Raw genomic sequence first — 19,150 nt, 5'->3', positions numbered from 1 at the left:
GGGCGCGTCACCAGGTGAGGTTCTCCTGGCAGTGCGAGCCCTCCGCACCCGACTCGACCTGCACGGTCGCGTGGCTCAGCCCGTGACCGTCGAGCACCGTCTTGGCCGCGGCGAGCACCCCCTGGCCGTCCACCTCGGTGGTCAGGTGGACGGTCGCCACGTCCATGCCGGTGGTCAGCGTCCACACGTGCAGGTCGTGCACGTCGGACACCCCGGGCAGCGCCAGCAGGTCGGCCCGCACGGTGTCGACGTCGACGTTCGCGGGCGAGGCCTGGGTGAGGATGCGCAGCGCCGCCCCGGCCAGCTTGAGGGCGCGCGGCACCACCCACAGCGAGATCGCCACGCCGACAACGATGTCCGCGTACTGCCAGTTGAACAGCAGCACGACCGCGCCGGCGATGAGCACCCCGACGCTGCCGACGGCGTCGGCGAGGACCTCGAGGTAGGCGCCGCGCACGGCGATGGAGTCCTTGGCGTCCGCGCGCAGCAGCAGCATCACCACGAGGTTCGCCGCGAGACCGGCCGCCGCGGTCAGCATCAGGGGCAGGCCGGGGATCTCGGGGGCGTCGCCGATGCGCCCGATCGCCTCGTACATCACCCAGGCGGCCACCGCGAGCAGTAGCACCGCGTTGGCCATCGCGGTGAGCACCTCGGCGCGGTGCCAGCCGAAGGTTCGGGCGGCGGCCTTCGAGCCCTGCCGGGCCAGCATCAGCGCGACCAGCCCCATCGACATCCCGACCACGTCGGTGAGCATGTGGCCGGCGTCGGCGAGCAGCGACAGGGAGTTGATCGTGAGCCCGACGCCCACCTCGAGCCCGAGGAACGCGAGCAGGATCCCGAGCGCGATCACCATCCGCCGGATCCGGGCCGACGACGGTCCCGCCGCGCTCGCGTCCGCCGTTCCGTGACCGTGACCGACTCCCATGACACACCCCTCACGGGCGCGGCACCGTGCCGGCCCGCGCACATCATATGCATACATTCGCATATATCGAAAGGTGTGCGTCTCCTACAGGTCGGGCGGGTAGGCGGGCTTCGGCACCGTCGGCGGCAGCGTCGCGACCGCCGAGACTCGCGACAACCCCGCGACCTGCAGCAGGTCCACGATCAGCGACCTGATCTGGGCGAACACCACGGTCGCGGAGATCCCCGCGTTCTGCACGAGCTCGGCCTTGGCCCCAACCGCCACCGACCGCAGCACCCGCGCGGCCTCCGCCCGATCGGGCTGCTGCCCGGGGTCGGCCAGCACCATCCGGCGCAGCACGTCCACCGCGTGCGAGAGCTTCTCCACCTCGTCCACCAGGCGGGGGTCGAGGATCTCGTCGTCCCGCACCAGCGACAACGACCGCCGGGCCAACACGCGGATGTTGCGCATCGCGTTGTCGATCGGGTCGGCGGCGCGTTCGAGCCGCTCGAACCGCGGCCGAGAGTTCCAGTACAGCGGCGAGAGCCTGCTGATCTCCCGCCCCCCGGTCAGGCTCGCCCGCAGCCCGTCGATCGCGGCCTGGGTGGTGCGGGCCTTGCGCAGGGCCTCCTCGATCGGCTTCGGATCGTTGGCGACGAGCCCGTCCGCCACCAACTGCAGCACCTCCGAGGCGGTGCCGAGGATGCTCGCGGCACTCTTGCGTGCCCGGAGCACCGGATGGGAGGGCACGAAGGCCACGACCACCACCCCGACCAGTCCACCGATCAGCGCGTCGACCATGCGGTGGGGGCCGCCGCTCGCACCCGGCGGGATCAGGGTCGACACGAGCACCCCGGAGGTGCCGGCCTGCATCGCGATGATCGGGCCGCCGTCGAGGAAGATCGCGGTGGACATCGCGAGCGCCACCACGAGCACGATCTGCCAGGCCCCGGTGCCGATGAAGGAGATCAGCAGGTCCCCGACGCCGATACCGACCGTGACGCCGACGATCAGCTCGACGGACCGGCGCACCCGCGCGCCGAGCGAGAGTCCTAGTGACACCACCGCCGCGATCGGCGCGAAGAACGGGTCCGGGTGGTGGATCAGATCGTTGGCGATCCACCAGGACAACCCGGCTGCGAGCGCGCACTGCAGCACCGGGAGCGCGGACGCGCGCAGCCGGGTTACCGAGGCCCGGAGACGATCCCGGCCTCGACTGAGATCGAGATTGCGGAATCTACTCGACGCCAAGTGCTTCGGCGGCTCGGGGATCGCAGTCCTCCAGCAGGTCCAGGCAGCGGGCGTGCTCGTCGGACTCGCCGATCTCCTTGGCCGCCTTCGACAGTGCCGCGACGCAGCGCAGGAACCCGCGGTTGGGTTCGTGGCTGTAGGGCACCGGACCGAAACCCTTCCAGCCGTTGCGGCGCAACTGGTCCAGGCCGCGGTGGTAGCCGGTGCGGGCGTACGCGTACGCGGTGATCGTCTCGCCGTCGACGAGCGCGGCCTCGGCCAGGTAGGCCCACGCGATCGACGCCGTCGGGTGCGCGGCTGCGACCGCCTTGGGGTCGGCGTGGTTGAGGAGGTCGGACTCGGCGTCCTCGTCTCCGGGCAGCAGGGTGGGCTGTGGTCCGAGCAGGTCACCGAAAGAAGTCATGGCCACCATTGTGCCCCGCGGGCCCCCGGCTCGATAGGCTGCCCACAGCCACGACATCCGGTGTCGCCGAGACACCGGTCGAGCAACGAGGGGGCGCACGTGCCGGACTCCGAGGACCCCACCACTGACCCCGCGGCGGAGGACGCCGTCACCACCGTCATCCCGCACGTCTCCCGGGCCACGCCGACCAAGGTCGGGCCAGGCCTGGCCACGCCCGTCCCGGCCCCCGCGGCGACCCCCGCCAAGATCCCCCCGGCGGAGCCCACCCGGCGCAGCCGCTGGCCGCTGGCAGCGGCGGTGGTGATCGCGGCGGCGCTCGTCGCGGCGGGCGTGACGTACTTCGTGACCGGCCGCGGCGACGGGTCCGACGGCCCGCAGGCGCAGGTCGAGTCCGCGATCACGGCGTTCGTCGGCGCCATGACCTCCGGCGATCTCGCGACGCTGCGCGCCACGTCGTGCGGCCCGCTCGGCGACTACTACCGGCAGGTCCCGGACGCCGAGTTCGCCGACGTGTACCGCTCCGCAGCGGCCGCGCAATCGATTCCGGTGGTCGACAAGATCGATGCGGTCTCGATCACCGACGACGACAACGCGATCGCTCAGGTGACCGTCCACACCGCCGCCGCTCCCGCCGACAGCAGCTCGGCCCGGTCGTTCACCCTGCAGCGCCAGGACGGGGCCTGGAAGGTCTGCAGCTGACCTGCGGAGTCGGGGTCGGCCCGATCAGGAACGCGGCCGCAGCACGTCCGCGATGCCCAGCGGCGCCCGCCCGAGCACCCGGGCGACGTCGCCGCTGACCCGCGCCAGGTCCCCGGCCGCGATCGCCCGGTACGAGCTCACCCAGCCGTCGACCTCCCACTGCTGCGCCCCGTAGGACGCCCGCGAGGCGTAGGCCTCGTCCACGGTCTCGGGCAGGTAGGTGATCGCCTCAACCGACACCGACGTGAGCGCCGCGGCGACCTCGTGCAACGACAGGGCGGCCGGTCCGGTCAGGTCCAGGGTTTCGCCGTCGTAGTCCGGCGAGCGCACGACCGCCGCGGCGACGGCGACGGCGTCCGCGCGCGCGACCATGGCGGCGCGGCCGTCGCCGGCGGGCCCGCGGATGACGCCGTCCGGCCCGACCATCCCCGGCATCAGGTCCAGGTAGAGGTTGTCGCGCAGGAAGGTGAAGGCGAGCCCGGACTCCCGGACGCGCTGCTCGGTGTGCCAGTGGTCGCGACCGAAGGTGAACGTGCAGTCCGGGGCGGCACCGACGAACGAGACGTACACGATGCGGCGCACCCCCGCCGCGGCCGCGCAGTCCACCGCGGCCCTCTGCAGGTCGGCGCGGTCGCGGGTCTCGGTGGCGGAGACCATGACGAAGGTGTCGACGCCGTCGAGCGCCTCGCCCAGCACCGGGTCGCCGAAGCTGCCGCGCCGCGCGGTAGCGCCGGGCAGATCGGGCAGCCGCGCCGGATCGCGGCCGATCAGCACCGTCGGGGCACCCGCCGCCGACAGGGCACGTGCCACACCCCCACCCAGGTGACCACTGGCTCCGGACACCGCGATCACCTTGGTCATGCGACCGAGCCTAGGCGCCGACGCACGGATTGCTCGGGCAGAAACGCGCCCCTCGGGTCACTCGGGAAGAACACGAAAGCGCAGCCGCCGTCGCATCGGTCGGGTGACCGCGACGGCAACTGCGCCTTCGGCGGGAGAACCTAGCTGCCGGAGACCGAGCGTCCGGCGGACTTGAGGTCGTTGCAGGCCTCGACGACGCGGGCGGTCATGCCGGCCTCGGCCTTCTTCAGGTAGCTGCGCGGGTCGTAGACCTTCTTGTTGCCGACCTCGCCGTCGATCTTGAGGACGCCGTCGTAGTTGGCGAACATGTGCCCGGCGATCGGACGGGAGAACGCGTACTGGGTGTCGGTGTCGACGTTCATCTTGACGACGCCGAAGTTCAGCGAGTCCTCGATCTCGGACTTGAGCGAGCCCGATCCGCCGTGGAAGACGAAGTCGAACGGCTGCGAGCCGGCGGCCAGGCCGAGCTTCGCCGCGGCGACCCGCTGGCCCTCCTCGAGCACGGCGGGCTTGAGCTTGACGTTGCCCGGCTTGTAGACGCCGTGCACGTTGCCGAAGGTCGCGGCCAGCAGGTACTTGCCGTTCTCGCCGACGCCGAGCGCGTCGACGGTCTTCTCGAAGTCCTCGGACGAGGTGTAGAGCTTGTCGTTGATCTCGGCCTCGACGCCGTCCTCCTCGCCGCCGACGACGCCGATCTCCACCTCGAGGATGATGTTCGCGGCCGCCGAGAGCTTGAGGAGCTCCTTGGCGATCTCCAGGTTCTCGTCGATCGGGATGGCCGAGCCGTCCCACATGTGCGACTGGAACAGCGGGTTCAGGCCGGCGTTGACGCGCTCCTGGGAGATGGCCAGCAGCGGGCGGACGAAGCCGTCCAGCTTGTCCTTCGGGCAGTGGTCGGTGTGCAGCGCGATGGTCACGTCGTACTTGGCGGCGATGACGTGCGCGAACTCGGCGAGCGCGACCGAACCGGTGACCATGTCCTTGACGCCCAGGCCGGAGCCGAACTCCGCGCCACCGGTCGAGAACTGGATGATGCCGTCACTGCCGGCGTCGGCGAAGCCCTTGATCGCCGCGTTGATGGTCTCCGAGGAGGTGCAGTTGATGGCGGGGAAGGCGAAGGAGTGCTCCTTGGCCCGGCCGAGCATCTCGGCGTAGACCTCGGGAGTTGCGATAGGCACGGCGGCTGTCCTCCATAAGACGAGTGGTGTGGGCGCTGCCGATCGTGTCGGCTCGCGCGCGGGTGCTCCATGCAGTATGGCAACTCACGCGCGCGGCGTCTCCTCTGCGTCCGGCGATCGGACGGACGGGACTCAGCGAGCTCTCAGCGGCCGCCGGTACTCTGGTCCGCGTGATTGTGCAGGCAGCCTCGGAGCTCGCGACCAATGGCCATGCGTCCGTGACCAACTTGGCTCTGATGCCGCAGTGGATGGACCCGATGTACCTGCTGACCGAGTCCTGGCTCAGGAATGCGGTGCTGCCGGCGATCCTCGCGATCGTCTTCGTCGAGACGGGCCTGCTGTTCCCGATCCTGCCGGGCGACTCGCTGCTGTTCACGGGCGGCCTGCTCTCGGCTCAGCCGAACCCTCCGGTCAACATCTGGGTGCTGCTGGTCGCCGTGTCGGTCACCGCGATCCTCGGCGACCAGTGCGCGTACTGGATCGGCCGCCGGATCGGCCCGGCGCTGTTCAAGAAGGAGGACTCGCGCTTCTTCAAGAAGGAGTACGTCACCGAGTCGCACGCCTTCTTCGAGAAGCACGGCCCCAAGACGATCATCCTGGCGCGCTTCGTGCCGATCGTCCGGACGTTCACCCCGGTCATCGCCGGTGTGTCGAAGATGAACTACCGCACGTTCCTGTCCTACGACATCGTCGGCGGCATCCTGTGGGGCGGCGGCGTCACCGCGCTCGGGTACTTCCTCGGCAACGTCACCTTCATCCGCGACAACGTCGAGGCCATCTTCCTGTTGATCGTCTTCATCTCCGTGCTGCCCGGCATCGTCGCGGTCGCCAAGAAGATGCTCGTGGCGCGCGAGGCCAAGGCCGCGGCGGCGGTCGCGACCCCGCAAGACGAACCCACGCCGTAGTTCATGGTGCTCGCCGGCAGTTTCGGCCCGCTCGAAACCGTCGGTCCGGTGGTCGTGTGGGTCGTGGTCCTGACCTTCGTCTTCCTCGAGTGCGCGTTCATCATCGGGCTGTTCCTTCCCGGTGACTCCCTGCTCGTCACCGCGGGCATCGTGCTCGCCGGCCACTACACCGGCAGCACCCAGGTGTGGCTGCTGTCGGCGGGAGCCGCGGTCGCCGCGATCGCGGGCAACCAGGTCGGCTACGTGATCGGCCATCGCACCGGCCACAGCCTGGTCGCCCGGCGCGGCGGCAAGTACCTCAACACCGCGAATCTGCACAAGGTCAACGCCCTGCTCGACCGGCACGGATTCTGGTCGGTGCTGATCGCACGGTGGATTCCGTGGGTCCGCACCCTCTGCCCGCTGGTCGCGGGCGCGGCCCGGATGAACCACCGCAGCTTCACGATCGCGAGCAGCATCGGCGCGGTGGCCTGGGCACCGGTGTTGCTGTTGCTCGGGTTCTACGCGGGTGGCTTCCTCGAGCGGGTGTCGTGGCTGCTGCCCGCGGTGCTCGGCGTGATGGTCCTGCTGCTGGTGGTCGGCACCGGCATCGGGGTTCGCCAGTACCGGCAGGAACTCGCGCGACCGGTGGAGGCCTACGAGGTCGAGTGAATCGGCCGCCCCGACACCGGGGGCCACGGCGCGATCAGTGCCCATGCGCAGCGCCGTCCCAGGCCGGCAGCGGATCCGGGTAGCGCCGCCACGCGCGGGGGCCCGCGCTCATCTCGTCGTCGGTCAGCAGGGCGCGGTCGAGAATCCGCCTCGGTGCGTGCACGTCCAGCCGCACACCGATGAAAACGAGCTCCTGGCTTGGCGCGAGGTCGGCGCCCGCCCACAACTGCGCGGGCTCGATCGTGAGATTGGGTCCGGCCTGCGACCAGATCGCCGCGACCGCGGGCCTGCTGGCGATCCAGCAGAACCCCTTGCTGCGCAGCAGGCCCCTCATCTCGGCGAGCGCGGACTCGAGCCGAGCGGGGTGGAACGGCCGGCCTGCCCGGTAGGTGACGCTCCGGATGCCGTACTCCTCGGTCTCCGGGGTGTGCCCACCCGCGAGCTCGTCGTCCCAGCCGGGCGCGAGCGCAGCGAGACACGGGTCGTACCGCCCCGTGTCCAGGACCTCGGCGAGGTCGACCACGCCTGCCACCGTGCGCAGCAGGCGCGCGGACGGGTTCAGCCTGCGCAGGGTGGCCTCGACGGTCCCCGCGACCGTGTCGCTGACGAGGTCCGTCTTGGTCAGCAGCAGGACGTCGGCGAACTCGACCTGGTCGACCAGCAGGTCCGAGATGCTCCGCTCGTCGCCCTCACCGGCGACCTCGCCGCGGTCGGCGAGGCGGTCCCCGCGGGCGAGTTCGCCGAGGAAGGCCGACGCGTCCACCACCGTGACCATCGTGTCGAGCCTGGCGACCTGACCGAGACTGAACCCGTCCTCGAATTCCCAGTCGAAGGTGGCGGCGACGGGCATCGGCTCGGAGATGCCGGTCGATTCGATGACGAGCTGGTCGAAGCGTCCGTCTCGGGCGAGTTTCCCGACCGCCTCGACGAGGTCCTCGCGCAGGGTGCAGCAGATGCAGCCGTTGGTCAGCTCGACCAGCCGCTCCTCGGTCCGGTCGAGGTGTCCCTGACCGGCGACGAGGGCGGCGTCGATGTTCACCTCGCTCATGTCGTTGACGATCACCGCGACCCGGCGACCGTCGCGGTTGGCGAGCACGTGGTTGAGCACGGTGGTCTTGCCCGCGCCGAGGAATCCGGACAGGACGGTGACGGGCAGCTTCTTCGGCGTCGTTGAAGTCATCCCTTAATGATAATGGTTGTCATTTGACCTAGCGACCCGCGGCCGGTGCGCGCGGCACACCCCGACCGGGGCGCAAATCACGCTCGGTCGGCGGGCCCCGGCGTACCTTCACAGGGCACAGCCACCCCGCAGCGCACACGAAGGACGGCGGTCATGTCCGAGTTCCCTCCGATCGCCGACTACGCCTTCCTGTCCGACTGCCAGACGTCGGCCCTGGTCGCCCCGGACGGCTCGGTGGAATGGATGTGCATTCCCCGACCCGACTCCCCCAGCGTGTTCGGCGCGCTCCTGGATCGGTCCGCGGGCTTCTTCCGACTCGGCCCCACACACGCCCAGGCGCCCTCGCAACGCCGGTACCTCCCGGGGTCGATGGTCCTCGAGACGACCTGGTGCCTGCCGACCGGCACCCTGGTAGTGCGCGACGCGCTGGTGATGGGGCCGTGGAACGGCACCACCCGGTCGGAGGAGTATCGGCGGCCACCGGGGGACCACGTAGCGCAGGACATGTTGGTGCGCACCGCCGCGTGCATCGAGGGCAGCGTCGAGATCACCGTCAACTGCATGCCCCTCTTCGAGTACGGCATCTCGACCGGCACATGGGCCTACGCGGGCGAGGGCTACGAGAGCGCGACCTGCTCCGCCGGGGAACTCGCACTCACGCTGACGAGCAACCTCCGGCTCACCTTCGGCGCAGCCAGGGCCGGTGCCCGAACCGAACTGTCCGCGGGGGAAACCGCTTTCGTCGCGCTCTGCTGGGACGGCCACTCCGTCGCGAGTGTCGACGAGGCCACCGACCTCCTCGACGGCACCGACCGGATGTGGCGCGACTGGCTCCGGAAGGGCAACTTTCCCGACCACCGGTGGCGATCGCACCTCGAGCGCAGCGCCCTCACCCTCAAGGGCCTGACCTACGCCCCGTCCGGATCCCTGATGGCCGCCGCGACCACCTCGCTTCCGGAAACCCCTGGCGGCGAACGGAACTGGGACTACCGCTACACCTGGGTGCGAGACTCCGCCTTCATGCTCCGCGCCCTGTTCGAGCTGGGCTACGACTGGGTGGCCTTCGAGTACTTCGCGTTCCTGATCGACGCGGTGGCGAGCGGACCGCTCCAGATCATGTACGGCCTCGGCGGCGAACGCGACCTGACCGAGCACACCCTCGACCACCTGGCCGGCTACGACGGCGCCCGCCCGGTCCGCGTCGGCAACGGTGCCTGGAACCAGCGCCAGCACGACATGTGGGGGATGCTGATCGAGTCGGTCGCGACCCACGTCAAGCACGCCAGTCAGCTCGGCCCTCCCGCGTGGGCGCTGGTCACCCAACTGGTCGACGGCGCGATCGAGGTCTATCCCAAGCCCGATCGAGGGATCTGGGAGGTGCGCGGCGAGCCCCGCCACTTCACGGCCTCGAAGGTCATGTGCTGGGTGGCGGCCGACCGCGGCGCGGCCATGGCCGCGGATCGCGGCCAGGCCGAGCTCGCACAGAGGTGGCGGCGGGCGGCCGACGAGATCCACGCCGACGTCTGCGCCAGCGGGGTAGACGACCGGGGCGTATTCGTCCAGCACTACGACACCACCGCCCTCGACGCCGCCGCCCTGCTCATCCCGATCATGGGCTTCCTTCCCCCGGAGGACGATCGGGTCCGGGCGACGGTGCTGGCGATCGCCGACGAGTTGACCGCCGACGGGCTGGTCCTGCGCTACCGGACGGACGAGACCGACGACGGCCTCTCGGGCATCGAGGGCACGTTCACGATCTGCTCGTTCTGGCTGGTGTCCGCCCTCGCGATGATCGGCGAGGTGGATCGGGCCCGGATGCTGTGCGAGAAGCTGCTCTCGTTCGCCAGCCCGCTGCACCTCTACGCCGAGGAGATCGAGGCCTCCAGCGGCAGGCATCTGGGCAATTTCCCACAGGCGTTCACCCACCTCGCGCTCATCGACGCCGTCACCAGCGTGATCAAGGCCGAGAGCTAGGCCTCAGCCGTTCCCGACAACGTCGAGGGCCAGGGCCGCATTTGCGGGAGATACTACGAAATCGTATAGTCCAAAATCGTGAGTTCCGAATTCGTGCCATCCGGATGGTCGGCCCTTCTCGCGCTCCAGCGGGCTACCCACGCCACCCTGCAAGTGCTCGCCACAGCACTCGTCGATCTCGACCTCACCCCCTCCGAGATCAACGTGTTGGCCAATCTGGCCGACGGCCGAGGCCGGACCGTCTCCGAACTCGGTGCGGCCGTGGGCGCCCGGCCCACCACGCTGACCAGCATCCTGGACCGCCTGGAACGCCGCGGCCACATCACCCGCGGCACCCGCCCTGGCGACCGCCGCGCGGTGCTCATCGAACTCACCTCGTCCGGGCAGCTGACCGCCGACACGATCCGGCGGACCGTCACAGACCTGGAGCACCGCGCGCTCGACGGCCTGCCGGCGAACACGATCGCGGGCCTTCGCGTCGCCCTGCAAGCCCTGACCGAGGTGTCGTCATGACAACGCCTCCCCCAGATGTTTCCCCGCCACCCGATTTTCGGGCGTTGCTCGCCGAGGTCACGGCGACCGCCGATCGCTTCGGCCATCGCGAGCACATCCACCTGACGTGGCTGGCCGTGCGGCGACTCGGGGTACCCGAGGCGGTCGGCCTGGTCAGTGACGGCATCCAGCGCGCCGCCCGCAACGCGGGCGTGCCCCAGAAGTACAACGCGACCGTCAGCCGGGCCTGGGTCGAACTCGTGGGTCACCACCTGACCGACCACGTCGACGACGACTTCACGGCGTTCGTCGACCAGCACCCCGACCTGCTGGACAAGCGCCTGCTGTCCCGCTTCTACAGTGCGGCGGCACTGGCCTCCGCGCCGGCGAAGGCCGGCTGGGTCGAGCCGGATCTCAACCCGTTCCCCTGGCGACCCCGACGGGACAGCAGCGCGACGCTCGCCTGACTCAGAACACTCCCGACGCCACGTGCGCGGCCTCCATCAGCATCCACCCGCCGAGCTGCACGGAGAAGTCGCGCTCGGCGATGTCGGAGGACCGGACGGTCCCGCCGGTGAACGTCGCGATCCCCTCGCCGAGACCGGGCAGCCGCGCCGGCTTCGACCAGTCGGAACCGAACAGCGGCAGGCCCTCGACCTGCAGCCGGTTCTCCCAGGCCGACTCCGCCGAGTCCAGCACGATCTGGGCGGCCAGTCGGCGGGTTCGCACATCGGCCTCGGTGTCACCGGGCAGGTGTGCGGCCACCAGCGCCAGGTACCGGGCGAGGATGCCGTCGAACAGGCCGCCGTCGCCGCCCCCGCCGCCGGCGATCACCCCGTTCTCGGTCAGCTGCTTGTCGACGGCGTCCACCAGTGCATGTACTCGTTCCCGGTGACGCCGCGCCCCGAGCCGCACGGCCAGCTCCGTCTCCACCCCGAGCACCACGCCCTGGCAGTAGCTGTAGATCTCCCGGTCGAGTTCACGGGCGATCCCGGGGTTGCCTCCCGCCCTGCCGTCGGTGCGGACGCCGTCGAGCATCAGCCCGCTCGCCGGGTCACGGAGGGTCTCGTCCATCCAGTCGGCCATGGCCTGGGCCCGCCAGAGCCGCCCGGTGCGGGCCAACAGGATGGCGGCCGGCCCGTTCGCGGGAGTGTTGTAGAAGTTCGACTTCTTGCACCACGGTATGCCGCCGCCGCTCTCGGGGGCCCAGGCGTCGAACAGCTCGAGCTCCAGATCGCCGATGGCGTCGCGGTAGTCCACGTGCTGCAGCCGCTGGGCCCGCTCCAGCGCGACACCCAGCCAGGCCATGTCGTCGTAGTAACTGTTGGTCCAGCCGGTGATGTTCCGAATCCGGTGGGCTCTGGCTATTTTCGTGATCCGGCGGCGACGCTTGGGGCTCGGCGCCCGCTCGGCGGCGTCGACCACGCAGTCGAGCAGATGTGCCTGCCACCAGTAGTGCCAGCTGAAGAAGAGCCGCTCCCGGCGCACCGGCGGCCAGGCCACCACTCCGAGGGCCGTGCCCGGCAGCGCCCACAGTCGGCGCACATGCCGGGACACCATCGCGCCCTCGGCTGCGTCCGCTCTCCCCGACCACTGGTGCTGCATAACAAATGATCTTGCCTATTTGTGTGACGATTCGCTACCAAGATCGTCTCAGATCGGCGTGTTGCCGGATCCACGCGTGCATCGCGATGCCCGCCGCGACGCCCGCGTTGATGCTGCGCGTCGAGCCGAACTGGGCGATGGACACGGTCATCGCGGCCGAGCGTTTCGCGTGTTCGGTGACGCCGGGCCCCTCCTGCCCGAACAGCAGGATGCACTCACGCGGCAGGCTCGCGGTCTCGATGGGCACCGACCCGGGCGTGTTGTCCACGGCGACGACGGCAAGGTTCTCGCGGGCCGCGAACTCGAACAGTTCGGCGGCGTCGGGGTGGTGCACGATGTGCTGGTAGCGGTCGGTGACCATGGCGCCGCGCCGATTCCATCGACGACGACCGACGATGTGCACCGCGGAGGCCGCGAACGCATTGGCCGTGCGAACCACCGTGCCGATGTTCGCGTCGTGCCCGAAGTTCTCGATCGCCACGTGGAACGGGTGCCTGCGACTGTCGATGTCCGCGACGATCGCCTCGCGGGTCCAGTACCGGTAGGCGTCGACGACATTGCGCCGGTCCCCCGTCGCCAGCAACTCCGGGTCGTAGCGCGGGTCCTCGGGCGGCGGGGTGTCGTACTCGGTGCGCCACGGCCCGACCCCGTGCGGGTGTTCGCCCCACTCGGTGGGTCCCGGCTCCTCCCCCGGCGCTGCGGGTTCGGATTCGCGGTCGGACATGGTGGTACTCGCTCTCAGAAGAGGTCGTTGGACCCGGTGGCGATCCTGAAGCCGTGCCCCGTCTCGTCCTTCGTGCAGGTCACCCCGTCGGCCCGGGACTGGCAGGTGAAGCCGAACGAGTTGACCTTCTGCCCGACCGGCAGCACCCGATCCGCGGTGGCGCCGCCGGAGGTGTAGACCAATCCTCCCGCACACAGGAACTCCCCGCGCCCGGCGCCGGTCACGCGGATACCGCTGCCCCAGTCCACGATGCAGTTCCCCGGCCGCGGCGGGATCGGAGTGGTCGGCCCCTGGCAGCCCGCCTCGGTCCGGGTGGGCAACTCGATGATCCCGCACTGGAAGTCGCCCGACGGTGAGGTGAAGTAGACGGCTTCGTTGCGGTGGTACTCGACCGTCGGCGTCGGTGTGGTCGTCGACGGCGCGGCGGTGGTGGTGACCGCGGTCGTGGTGGTCGGGGCGACCGTGGTGGTCGGCGCGGCGGTCGTGGTGGTCGCGGCAACCGTGGTGGCGGGCGCACTCTCGTCCGCTCCGGACGTTCCGCAGGCGACGAGCACGGCAACCGCCGCAGCTCCGATCAGAACCGGCACTGCTCGACGTGAACCCACTCGCGCACCTCTCCTCGACGGCCGTGAAGGATATTGACGGTCGCGAAAGACCCTAGGGCCTGCCTCCACGGCGGTGAAACTCGCGCAGGTGAGGCTAGGTGTGGCTGATCCGCCGGTTGATCTCCCGGGCCAGCCATCCCGGCGAGAAGCGGGAGCCGAGCATCATGGCGCGGGTCTGCCGCCCAACCGGGTAGTGCACCTTCGGCAGCAGTCGCGGCCGCCGAGTCACCGCGCGGGCGATGGTCTCGGCGACGTCGTCAGCCGTGAGTCGGATGCCCAGCGACCCCACCGACCCGGTGTCCATGTCGTCGGTCATGGCGGTGCGCACGAAGAGCGGCCAGATCGCGAGAACCCGGATGTCGTGCCGGCGCCACTCCAACTCGAGCGCCTCGGTGAGCCCGCGGATGGCGAATTTGGTGGCGCCGTAGGTGGCCAGTTCCGGCTGCCCGTAGATCGCCGACGCCGAGCACAGGTTCACCAGCACCGACCCCGGAGTGGGCGCGAGGTACTCGAAACCGGCCGCGCAGCCGTTGACGACGCCGGCGACGTTGACGTCGACCATCGCCCGGTGCGCGCCGATCGGCGTCTGCTCGAACGGTCCCGAGGACAGCACGCCCGCGTTGTTGACCAGGACGTCGAGCCGGCCGCCCGCCACCTCGGCGAAGTCCGCAAGCCTGGCCCGCCACTGGTCGGCGTCGGTGACGTCGAGGACGCCGGTGTGCGCCTGGCCGCCGTTCGCGCGGATCTCGTCGGCGAGCACGGCGAGGCCGGTCGCGTCGATGTCGAACCCGCCGACCACGTAGCCGTCCCGCGCGAAACGCAGAGCGGTGGCACGGCCGATCCCCGCCGCCGCACCCGTGATGACCACCGTCCGCTTCGTCATGACGGCCAGCGTAGGTCGTCGCGCGGCTACTACCCTGGAGGTGGAGGGCTCGATGTTCCACGAACGCATAGTCCGCACCGTCCTCGCCGTCACCGCCGGGTACGTGGTGGTGCTCGCGCTGTGGCTCGGCTGGCTGGTGCAGCACACCCCGCCGGAGACCGTGCCCTACCAGATCGTCGGACTCCTGGCGGCGTTCGGCTCGGCGCTCGGTCTCGGCATGATCTGGGCCGACCGCCCGACGCACGCCGATCGCAAGCTCGGCAGGCACGGGCTCGAGGGCTGGGCGACCATCGAGAGCGCGCGCCGGCTCGCCGAGACCGTCGACCACGGCCAGATCACCGCGCTGCGCCTGCGTCTGACCGTGCCCGGGTCGGCCACCTACACCGGCCAGGTGCTCTACGAGATTCCCGAGGGCCAGGGCGACCGATTCGCCCCCGGGTCCACCGTGTCGATCCGGGTCGACCCGAAGGACCGCGACCGAATCATCCTGTGCCCCTGACGCGCCTGTGCGCGATTCTCACCCCGATTGGGGTCATCGATCACGCACGGTCGCCGGCGGCGAGCATGCCCTCGACGAGGAGCAACTGCGCGGCCGCGTAGCTGCCGAGGATCACGCCCTCCGACGCACGCCGTCCGGTCTCGCCGCGAATGAACAGGCGCCGCACCACGATCAGCGCGTCCGAGCTGGTGAACAGCAGCCCACCGAGACCGAGCCAGCTGCGGCGGTCCCGGTTCGGCACCGCCATGCCCGCGACGACTCGCGCGCCGGGCGCGAGTGCGGGGTCCGCCGACAGGGTGGAGGTGGTCCCGAGCACCGCGCCGTAGCCGGTCAGCGTCGGCGCCACCGACGCGGCCCGGGCCCGCAGCAGCCCCGCCGCGCCGAGCCAGCCGAGCAGTCGCGGCACCAGTGCGGCGGCGGTCGGGCGGGCGCCGCGCCGGGCCAGCACCGTGGAGTAGCCGGCCTGCATCACCGCGAACGAGGACGCGCCGCGGATCAGTCGCTGGTCGTCGTCCGGGTCGATCATGAACACGTCGCCGACGGTCGCCGCCGCGAGTCCGGCGACCAGCAGTCCGGCGTCGACCGCGTCGATGTTCTCCTGACCCCGGAGCACCCGGACGGCCAGTGCGGGCGCGATCAGCGGCTTGGCGACCTGCTGGAGGCGCTCGTTGCCGATGACCGCACCGACCACCGTCGCCGCACTGGCTCCGAGAAACACCGCGTGCTCGACCTTCATCCCAACCTCCGATTCCGAAATGTCAGGCGAGCGTATCGGTCACCCCGCGCACCGTGCGACGATCGGACTGTGCGCCTCGGGTTGCATGCACTGGGAATCGGCGCCGGTGCCCACCGCGCGGTGATCGACGCGGTGGCGGTCGCCGCGGACGCGCACGGCTTCGCAACCCTGTGGGCAGGCGAGCACGTGGTGATGGTGGACCGGCCGCGATCCCGCTACCCGTACGCCGACGACGGCGTCATCGCGGTGCCCGCGGCCGCCGACTGGCTCGATCCGATGGTCGCGCTGGGTTTCGCCGCCGCCGCGACGGAGACCGTCCGGATCGCCACCGGGGTGCTGCTGCTGCCCGAGCACAACCCCGTGCTGCTCGCCAAGCAGGCCGCGTCGCTGGACCGGCTCAGCGGGGGCCGGCTGACGCTGGGCGTCGGCATCGGCTGGTCGCGGGAGGAGTTCGCGGCCCTCGGGATCCCGTTCGAGCGGCGCGCCGCCCGGTCCGTCGAGTACGTGGCCGCCATGCGCGCGCTGTGGCGCGACGACCCGGCCACGTTCGACGGCGAGTTCGCCAGTTTCGACGAGGTGCGGGTCAACCCGAAACCCGTTGCGGGCGTTCCGGTGTTCTTCGGGGGCAACAGCGACGCCGCGCTGCGACGCGTCGCGACCGTCGGCGACGGCTGGTACGGGTTCAACCTCGCCGGGACCGACGCGGTGGCCGAACGCACCGGCCTGCTGCACGACCTCTGCCGGGCGGCGGGCCGGGCGCCCGACGAGCCGACGGTGGCGGTCGCGCTGGCCGAACCCGACGTCGGTGACGTCGCGGCGCTGGCCGCGGCGGGAGTCGACGAGCTGGTCCTGGTCGAGTCGCCCCCGGAGGATCCTGCGGCGGTGGCCGACTGGATCGGCGAGCTCGCCCGTCGGTGGCTGCCCGCCCTGCGAATATCCTCGACGGGACACCGGCTGAAGGAACCCGATCAGACATGACATTCATCAAGATGTGCGGCCTGCGCGACGAGGCGACGGTCGACCTGGCGGTGCGCCTGGGCGTGGACGCGATCGGGTTCGTGTTCGCCGCCAGCCCCCGCCGCGTGACGCCGGAACAGGCCGCCCTGCTGCGGGCCCGCATCCCCGACCGGGTGACGGCCGTCGGCGTGTTCGTCGGGCAGAGCATCGAGGAGATCGTCGACGCGGCGACCACCGCCGGTATCGGCACCGTCCAGGTGCACGACCTGCGGTCCGCGGCCGAGGTCACCGCGCTGCACGAGGCGGGACTGATCGTGGTGCGCGCGATCAACACCGGCGTCGGGCTCGACCACTCGACGAGCCTCGGCGAGGACCTGCTGCTGGTGGACGGGGCGGTCGCCGGCGCCGGGGTCACCTGGGACTGGCAGGACCGCAGCACTTTGCCTACCGGCCGGTGGATCCTCGCGGGCGGGCTGAACCGCGAGAACGTCGGCCGGGCCGTCGCCTCCTCCGGCGCGTGGGGCGTGGACGTCTCCAGCGGCATCGAGTCCAGTCGCGGGGTCAAGGATCCCGAGCTGATGGTGGCGTTCGCCGAGGCCGTCCGGTCCGCCGAGGCCTGAGCCGCTCCCCTCCGGTTCGATCGGGTGGCAGCCCACCCTTTACTTATATAGTTTTCCTATGCAATGATAATTGCCATGGCTACGGCAGGCGACCCGGACAGCGCACAGGCTCGACTCCGCGAGGTTCTCGCGGAGCTGGTCACCAACACCTCGCGATTCACCCGGCTCGCCTCGTCGATCGGCACCGACGACCGGCCCCGTACCTGGATGCGGGCGCTGTCACACCTCGACGAGTACGGCGAGCTGCGGATCAGCGAGTTCGCCCGCGTCGACCGGTGCTCGCAGCCCACGGCGACGGCGCTGCTCAAGCAACTCACCGACGCCGGACTGGCCGTCCGCCGACGCGATCCCGAGGATTCCCGGGCCGTCGTGGTCGAAATGACCGAGGCCGGCCGCCGGTGGCTCGCGGAGGCGCGGCAGGAAATCGGCGAGGCCCTCGCCGGGCACCTCCCGGGCCTGGACACCGAACAGGTCGAACGACTCTCGCGCAGCCTGGCCGATCTTCGCGCGGCCATCAAGTCGTCGACCGCGACCCGCTAATCACCTAGTGACACAAAGGAAGTGCCCGTGAGTATCACCGACACGGCCACCAGCGCCGAACCCGAGAGCACCAGCATCCTGCACCAGCCCAGGGCGGTGTGGGCGGTGGCCTTCGCCAGCGTCATCGCGTTCATGGGCATCGGCCTGGTCGACCCCATCCTCAAGCCGATCGGCGAACAACTGCACGCGACGCCGTCGCAGGTCTCGCTGCTGTTCACCTCGTACATGCTGGTGACCGGTGTCGCGATGCTGATCACCGGCGTCGTGTCCAGCCGCATCGGACCCAAGAAGACCCTGCTGTGGGGCCTGGCGATCATCGTGGTGTTCGCCGCCCTGGCCGGCATGTCGAGCACCGTCGGACAGATCGTCGGCTTCCGCGCGGGCTGGGGCCTGGGCAACGCGCTGTTCATCGCGACCGCGCTGGCGACCATCGTCGGCGCGGCCAGCGGCGGCGTGGCGAAGGCGATCATCCTGTACGAGGCCGCCCTCGGCATCGGCATCGCGGTCGGGCCGCTGGTCGGCGGCGTGCTCGGCAGCGTCAGCTGGCGCGCACCGTTCTTCGGCGTCGCGGTCCTGATGGCGGTCGCGTTCATCCTGATCGTCACGATGCTGCCGGCCACCCCCGCCCCGAAGTCGAACCGGACCTCACTGGCCGCGCCCTTCCTGGCGCTGCGCCACCGCGGCCTGCTGACCGTCGCCATCACCGCGCTGCTGTACAACTACGGCTTCTTCACGCTGCTGGCGTACACCCCGTTCCCGCTCGACATGGGCACCTACGCAATCGGTTTCATCTTCTTCGGCTGGGGTCTTGCCCTGGCGGTCTCGTCCGTGTTCCTCGCGCCGCGGCTGCAACGCCGCTACGGCACGCTGCCGATGATGATGCTGGCGCTGGCGCTGTTCGCCGTCGACCTCGCCGCGATGGCCGTGTTCACCGAGAACAAGGCCGTGCTCGTCGTCTGTGTCGTGCTGGCCGGACTGTTCCTCGGCGTGAACAACACCCTCATCACCGAGACCGTCATGATCTCCGCGCCGGTCGAGCGGTCGACCGCCTCCGCGGCGTACAGCTTCGTCCGGTTCGTCGGCGGCGCCGCCGCCCCGTGGCTGGCGGGCAAGCTGGGAGAAGGCAACGCGCACATGCCGTTCTGGGTCGGCGCCGCCTGCACGGCCGTCGCGATCGCCGTGCTCGCCACCGGGCGCACGGTGCTCGCTCACGTCGACGAGCACGACCCCGTGCCGCACAGCGTCGAGGAGGCCGCCGCCGTCACCGCCGGCTCCGACTAGCCGAACGAGGCGAATCCGGTCAGGAGTCCGCTTCGCACTACAGGACCCGGTGGACTCGGTAGTCGATGTGGTCGGCGGGTCGCCTGCTGGCGACGTCGGAGACTCCGGCGCCTCGCTGACGCGGACGGTTCGAACCGGGGGGGTTCAGCGGCCGGGTTTCACACGAAACCGGTCACTGCCCCCACCCAACGCTGGGTCAGGA

General features: G+C 70.6%; 22 protein-coding genes. 11 read left to right on the top strand and 11 right to left on the bottom strand.

Annotation, left to right across the window (positions count from 1 at the left end; all coding sequences use genetic code 11):
• Positions 1-7: 7 nt before the first annotated feature.
• The 3 genes from ACFXGJ_RS14185 to ACFXGJ_RS14175 all read right to left on the bottom strand — a co-directional run bounded on the left by ACFXGJ_RS14185 (position 8) and on the right by ACFXGJ_RS14175 (position 2,558).
• Complete coding sequence (locus ACFXGJ_RS14185) at positions 8-925, bottom strand: cation diffusion facilitator family transporter (protein WP_378620715.1); 918 nt, start codon at positions 923-925, stop codon at positions 8-10.
• Positions 926-1,009: 84 nt separating this feature from the next.
• Positions 1,010-2,083, bottom strand: a complete 1,074-nt coding sequence (locus ACFXGJ_RS14180; protein WP_378620740.1) for an aromatic acid exporter family protein — start codon at positions 2,081-2,083, stop codon at positions 1,010-1,012.
• 58 nt (positions 2,084-2,141) lie between these two features.
• Positions 2,142-2,558, bottom strand: coding sequence for a DUF3151 domain-containing protein (locus ACFXGJ_RS14175; RefSeq protein WP_378620713.1), 417 nt, complete (start codon positions 2,556-2,558; stop codon positions 2,142-2,144).
• 99 nt (positions 2,559-2,657) lie between these two features.
• Here ACFXGJ_RS14175 and ACFXGJ_RS14170 point away from each other — a divergent pair, with 99 nt between their 5' ends.
• A complete protein-coding gene (locus ACFXGJ_RS14170) occupies positions 2,658-3,257 on the top strand; it encodes a hypothetical protein (RefSeq protein WP_378620711.1) in 600 nt (199 codons plus the stop codon).
• 24 nt (positions 3,258-3,281) lie between these two features.
• Here ACFXGJ_RS14170 and ACFXGJ_RS14165 read toward each other — a convergent pair whose 3' ends face one another.
• Positions 3,282-4,118, bottom strand: a complete 837-nt coding sequence (locus tag ACFXGJ_RS14165) for an NAD(P)H-binding protein (RefSeq protein ID WP_378620709.1) — start codon at positions 4,116-4,118, stop codon at positions 3,282-3,284.
• A gap of 140 nt (positions 4,119-4,258) precedes the next feature.
• Positions 4,259-5,296, bottom strand: a complete 1,038-nt coding sequence (gene fbaA, locus ACFXGJ_RS14160) for a class II fructose-bisphosphate aldolase (protein ID WP_378620707.1) — start codon at positions 5,294-5,296, stop codon at positions 4,259-4,261.
• 236 nt (positions 5,297-5,532) lie between these two features.
• Here fbaA and ACFXGJ_RS14155 point away from each other — a divergent pair, with 236 nt between their 5' ends.
• Together ACFXGJ_RS14155 and ACFXGJ_RS14150 are read left to right on the top strand one after the other, a co-directional pair.
• On the top strand, positions 5,533-6,201 hold the full coding sequence (locus ACFXGJ_RS14155) for a DedA family protein (protein WP_378620738.1): 669 nt from the start codon (positions 5,533-5,535) through the stop codon (positions 6,199-6,201).
• A 3-nt stretch (positions 6,202-6,204) separates the two neighbouring features.
• The gene (locus tag ACFXGJ_RS14150; RefSeq protein WP_378620705.1) at positions 6,205-6,852 is read left to right on the top strand and encodes a DedA family protein; all 648 of its coding nucleotides are present in this window, start codon (positions 6,205-6,207) and stop codon (positions 6,850-6,852) included.
• A 34-nt stretch (positions 6,853-6,886) separates the two neighbouring features.
• On the opposite strand, the gene ACFXGJ_RS14145 is transcribed toward ACFXGJ_RS14150, so the two are convergent.
• Positions 6,887-8,032, bottom strand: coding sequence for a GTP-binding protein (locus ACFXGJ_RS14145; RefSeq protein WP_378620703.1), 1,146 nt, complete (start codon positions 8,030-8,032; stop codon positions 6,887-6,889).
• 153 nt (positions 8,033-8,185) lie between these two features.
• On the opposite strand from ACFXGJ_RS14145, the gene ACFXGJ_RS14140 reads away from it, so the two are divergent.
• From ACFXGJ_RS14140 to ACFXGJ_RS14130, 3 genes are all read left to right on the top strand, one after another.
• A complete protein-coding gene (locus ACFXGJ_RS14140; protein ID WP_378620701.1) occupies positions 8,186-10,006 on the top strand; it encodes a glycoside hydrolase family 15 protein in 1,821 nt (606 codons plus the stop codon).
• A gap of 78 nt (positions 10,007-10,084) precedes the next feature.
• On the top strand, positions 10,085-10,519 hold the full coding sequence (locus ACFXGJ_RS14135; RefSeq protein WP_378620699.1) for a MarR family winged helix-turn-helix transcriptional regulator: 435 nt from the start codon (positions 10,085-10,087) through the stop codon (positions 10,517-10,519).
• Positions 10,516-10,965 (top strand): hypothetical protein, encoded by a 450-nt coding sequence (locus ACFXGJ_RS14130; protein WP_378620697.1) that lies wholly within the window; start codon positions 10,516-10,518, stop codon positions 10,963-10,965. Before ACFXGJ_RS14135 ends, ACFXGJ_RS14130 begins: the two co-directional genes overlap by 4 nt.
• A gap of 1 nt (position 10,966) precedes the next feature.
• Here ACFXGJ_RS14130 and ACFXGJ_RS14125 read toward each other — a convergent pair whose 3' ends face one another.
• From ACFXGJ_RS14125 to ACFXGJ_RS14110, 4 genes are all read right to left on the bottom strand, one after another.
• Complete coding sequence (locus ACFXGJ_RS14125) at positions 10,967-12,103, bottom strand: glycoside hydrolase family 76 protein (RefSeq protein ID WP_378620695.1); 1,137 nt, start codon at positions 12,101-12,103, stop codon at positions 10,967-10,969.
• A gap of 34 nt (positions 12,104-12,137) precedes the next feature.
• Positions 12,138-12,827, bottom strand: a complete 690-nt coding sequence (locus tag ACFXGJ_RS14120; protein ID WP_378620693.1) for a TrmH family RNA methyltransferase — start codon at positions 12,825-12,827, stop codon at positions 12,138-12,140.
• 14 nt (positions 12,828-12,841) lie between these two features.
• On the bottom strand, positions 12,842-13,414 hold the full coding sequence (locus ACFXGJ_RS14115; RefSeq protein ID WP_378620691.1) for a DUF6636 domain-containing protein: 573 nt from the start codon (positions 13,412-13,414) through the stop codon (positions 12,842-12,844).
• Positions 13,415-13,526: 112 nt separating this feature from the next.
• Positions 13,527-14,315: an SDR family oxidoreductase gene (locus ACFXGJ_RS14110; RefSeq protein WP_378620689.1), complete on the bottom strand. Its 789-nt coding sequence runs from the start codon at positions 14,313-14,315 to the stop codon at positions 13,527-13,529.
• A gap of 52 nt (positions 14,316-14,367) precedes the next feature.
• Here ACFXGJ_RS14110 and ACFXGJ_RS14105 point away from each other — a divergent pair, with 52 nt between their 5' ends.
• Positions 14,368-14,814, top strand: a complete 447-nt coding sequence (locus ACFXGJ_RS14105; protein WP_378620736.1) for a hypothetical protein — start codon at positions 14,368-14,370, stop codon at positions 14,812-14,814.
• A 40-nt stretch (positions 14,815-14,854) separates the two neighbouring features.
• Here ACFXGJ_RS14105 and ACFXGJ_RS14100 read toward each other — a convergent pair whose 3' ends face one another.
• On the bottom strand, positions 14,855-15,550 hold the full coding sequence (locus tag ACFXGJ_RS14100) for a lysoplasmalogenase family protein (RefSeq protein WP_378620687.1): 696 nt from the start codon (positions 15,548-15,550) through the stop codon (positions 14,855-14,857).
• Positions 15,551-15,619: 69 nt separating this feature from the next.
• Here ACFXGJ_RS14100 and ACFXGJ_RS14095 point away from each other — a divergent pair, with 69 nt between their 5' ends.
• From ACFXGJ_RS14095 to ACFXGJ_RS14080, 4 genes are all read left to right on the top strand, one after another.
• The gene (locus tag ACFXGJ_RS14095; protein ID WP_378620685.1) at positions 15,620-16,528 is read left to right on the top strand and encodes an LLM class F420-dependent oxidoreductase; all 909 of its coding nucleotides are present in this window, start codon (positions 15,620-15,622) and stop codon (positions 16,526-16,528) included.
• Positions 16,525-17,127, top strand: coding sequence for a phosphoribosylanthranilate isomerase (locus tag ACFXGJ_RS14090; RefSeq protein ID WP_378620682.1), 603 nt, complete (start codon positions 16,525-16,527; stop codon positions 17,125-17,127). Before ACFXGJ_RS14095 ends, ACFXGJ_RS14090 begins: the two co-directional genes overlap by 4 nt.
• A 75-nt stretch (positions 17,128-17,202) precedes the next feature.
• The gene (locus tag ACFXGJ_RS14085) at positions 17,203-17,667 is read left to right on the top strand and encodes a MarR family winged helix-turn-helix transcriptional regulator (RefSeq protein WP_378620680.1); all 465 of its coding nucleotides are present in this window, start codon (positions 17,203-17,205) and stop codon (positions 17,665-17,667) included.
• Positions 17,668-17,694: 27 nt separating this feature from the next.
• Positions 17,695-18,948, top strand: coding sequence for an MFS transporter (locus tag ACFXGJ_RS14080; RefSeq protein WP_378620678.1), 1,254 nt, complete (start codon positions 17,695-17,697; stop codon positions 18,946-18,948).
• Positions 18,949-19,150 lie beyond the last annotated feature (202 nt).

It is taken from the genome of Rhodococcus sp. NPDC059234 (genome assembly GCF_042754225.1).
In the GTDB taxonomy this organism is placed as follows: Bacteria; Actinomycetota; Actinomycetes; order Mycobacteriales; family Mycobacteriaceae; genus Rhodococcus_G.
The sequence above is the reverse complement of the archived record's forward strand: the minus strand, read 5'-3'. Positions and strand labels throughout refer to the sequence as shown.

Coding starts and splice junctions, on each gene's coding strand:
- ACFXGJ_RS14185 (WP_378620715.1), bottom strand. CDS start 925: ATGGGAGTCGGTCACGGTCACGGAACGGCGGACGCGAGCGCGGCGGGA.
- ACFXGJ_RS14175 (WP_378620713.1), bottom strand. CDS start 2,558: ATGACTTCTTTCGGTGACCTGCTCGGACCACAGCCCACCCTGCTGCCC.
- ACFXGJ_RS14165 (WP_378620709.1), bottom strand. CDS start 4,118: ATGACCAAGGTGATCGCGGTGTCCGGAGCCAGTGGTCACCTGGGTGGG.
- ACFXGJ_RS14155 (WP_378620738.1), top strand. CDS start 5,533: ATGCCGCAGTGGATGGACCCGATGTACCTGCTGACCGAGTCCTGGCTC.
- ACFXGJ_RS14150 (WP_378620705.1), top strand. CDS start 6,205: ATGGTGCTCGCCGGCAGTTTCGGCCCGCTCGAAACCGTCGGTCCGGTG.
- ACFXGJ_RS14145 (WP_378620703.1), bottom strand. CDS start 8,032: ATGACTTCAACGACGCCGAAGAAGCTGCCCGTCACCGTCCTGTCCGGA.
- ACFXGJ_RS14140 (WP_378620701.1), top strand. CDS start 8,186: ATGTCCGAGTTCCCTCCGATCGCCGACTACGCCTTCCTGTCCGACTGC.
- ACFXGJ_RS14130 (WP_378620697.1), top strand. CDS start 10,516: ATGACAACGCCTCCCCCAGATGTTTCCCCGCCACCCGATTTTCGGGCG.
- ACFXGJ_RS14125 (WP_378620695.1), bottom strand. CDS start 12,103: ATGCAGCACCAGTGGTCGGGGAGAGCGGACGCAGCCGAGGGCGCGATG.
- ACFXGJ_RS14120 (WP_378620693.1), bottom strand. CDS start 12,827: ATGTCCGACCGCGAATCCGAACCCGCAGCGCCGGGGGAGGAGCCGGGA.
- ACFXGJ_RS14110 (WP_378620689.1), bottom strand. CDS start 14,315: ATGACGAAGCGGACGGTGGTCATCACGGGTGCGGCGGCGGGGATCGGC.
- ACFXGJ_RS14105 (WP_378620736.1), top strand. CDS start 14,368: ATGTTCCACGAACGCATAGTCCGCACCGTCCTCGCCGTCACCGCCGGG.
- ACFXGJ_RS14100 (WP_378620687.1), bottom strand. CDS start 15,550: ATGAAGGTCGAGCACGCGGTGTTTCTCGGAGCCAGTGCGGCGACGGTG.
- ACFXGJ_RS14090 (WP_378620682.1), top strand. CDS start 16,525: ATGACATTCATCAAGATGTGCGGCCTGCGCGACGAGGCGACGGTCGAC.
- ACFXGJ_RS14085 (WP_378620680.1), top strand. CDS start 17,203: ATGGCTACGGCAGGCGACCCGGACAGCGCACAGGCTCGACTCCGCGAG.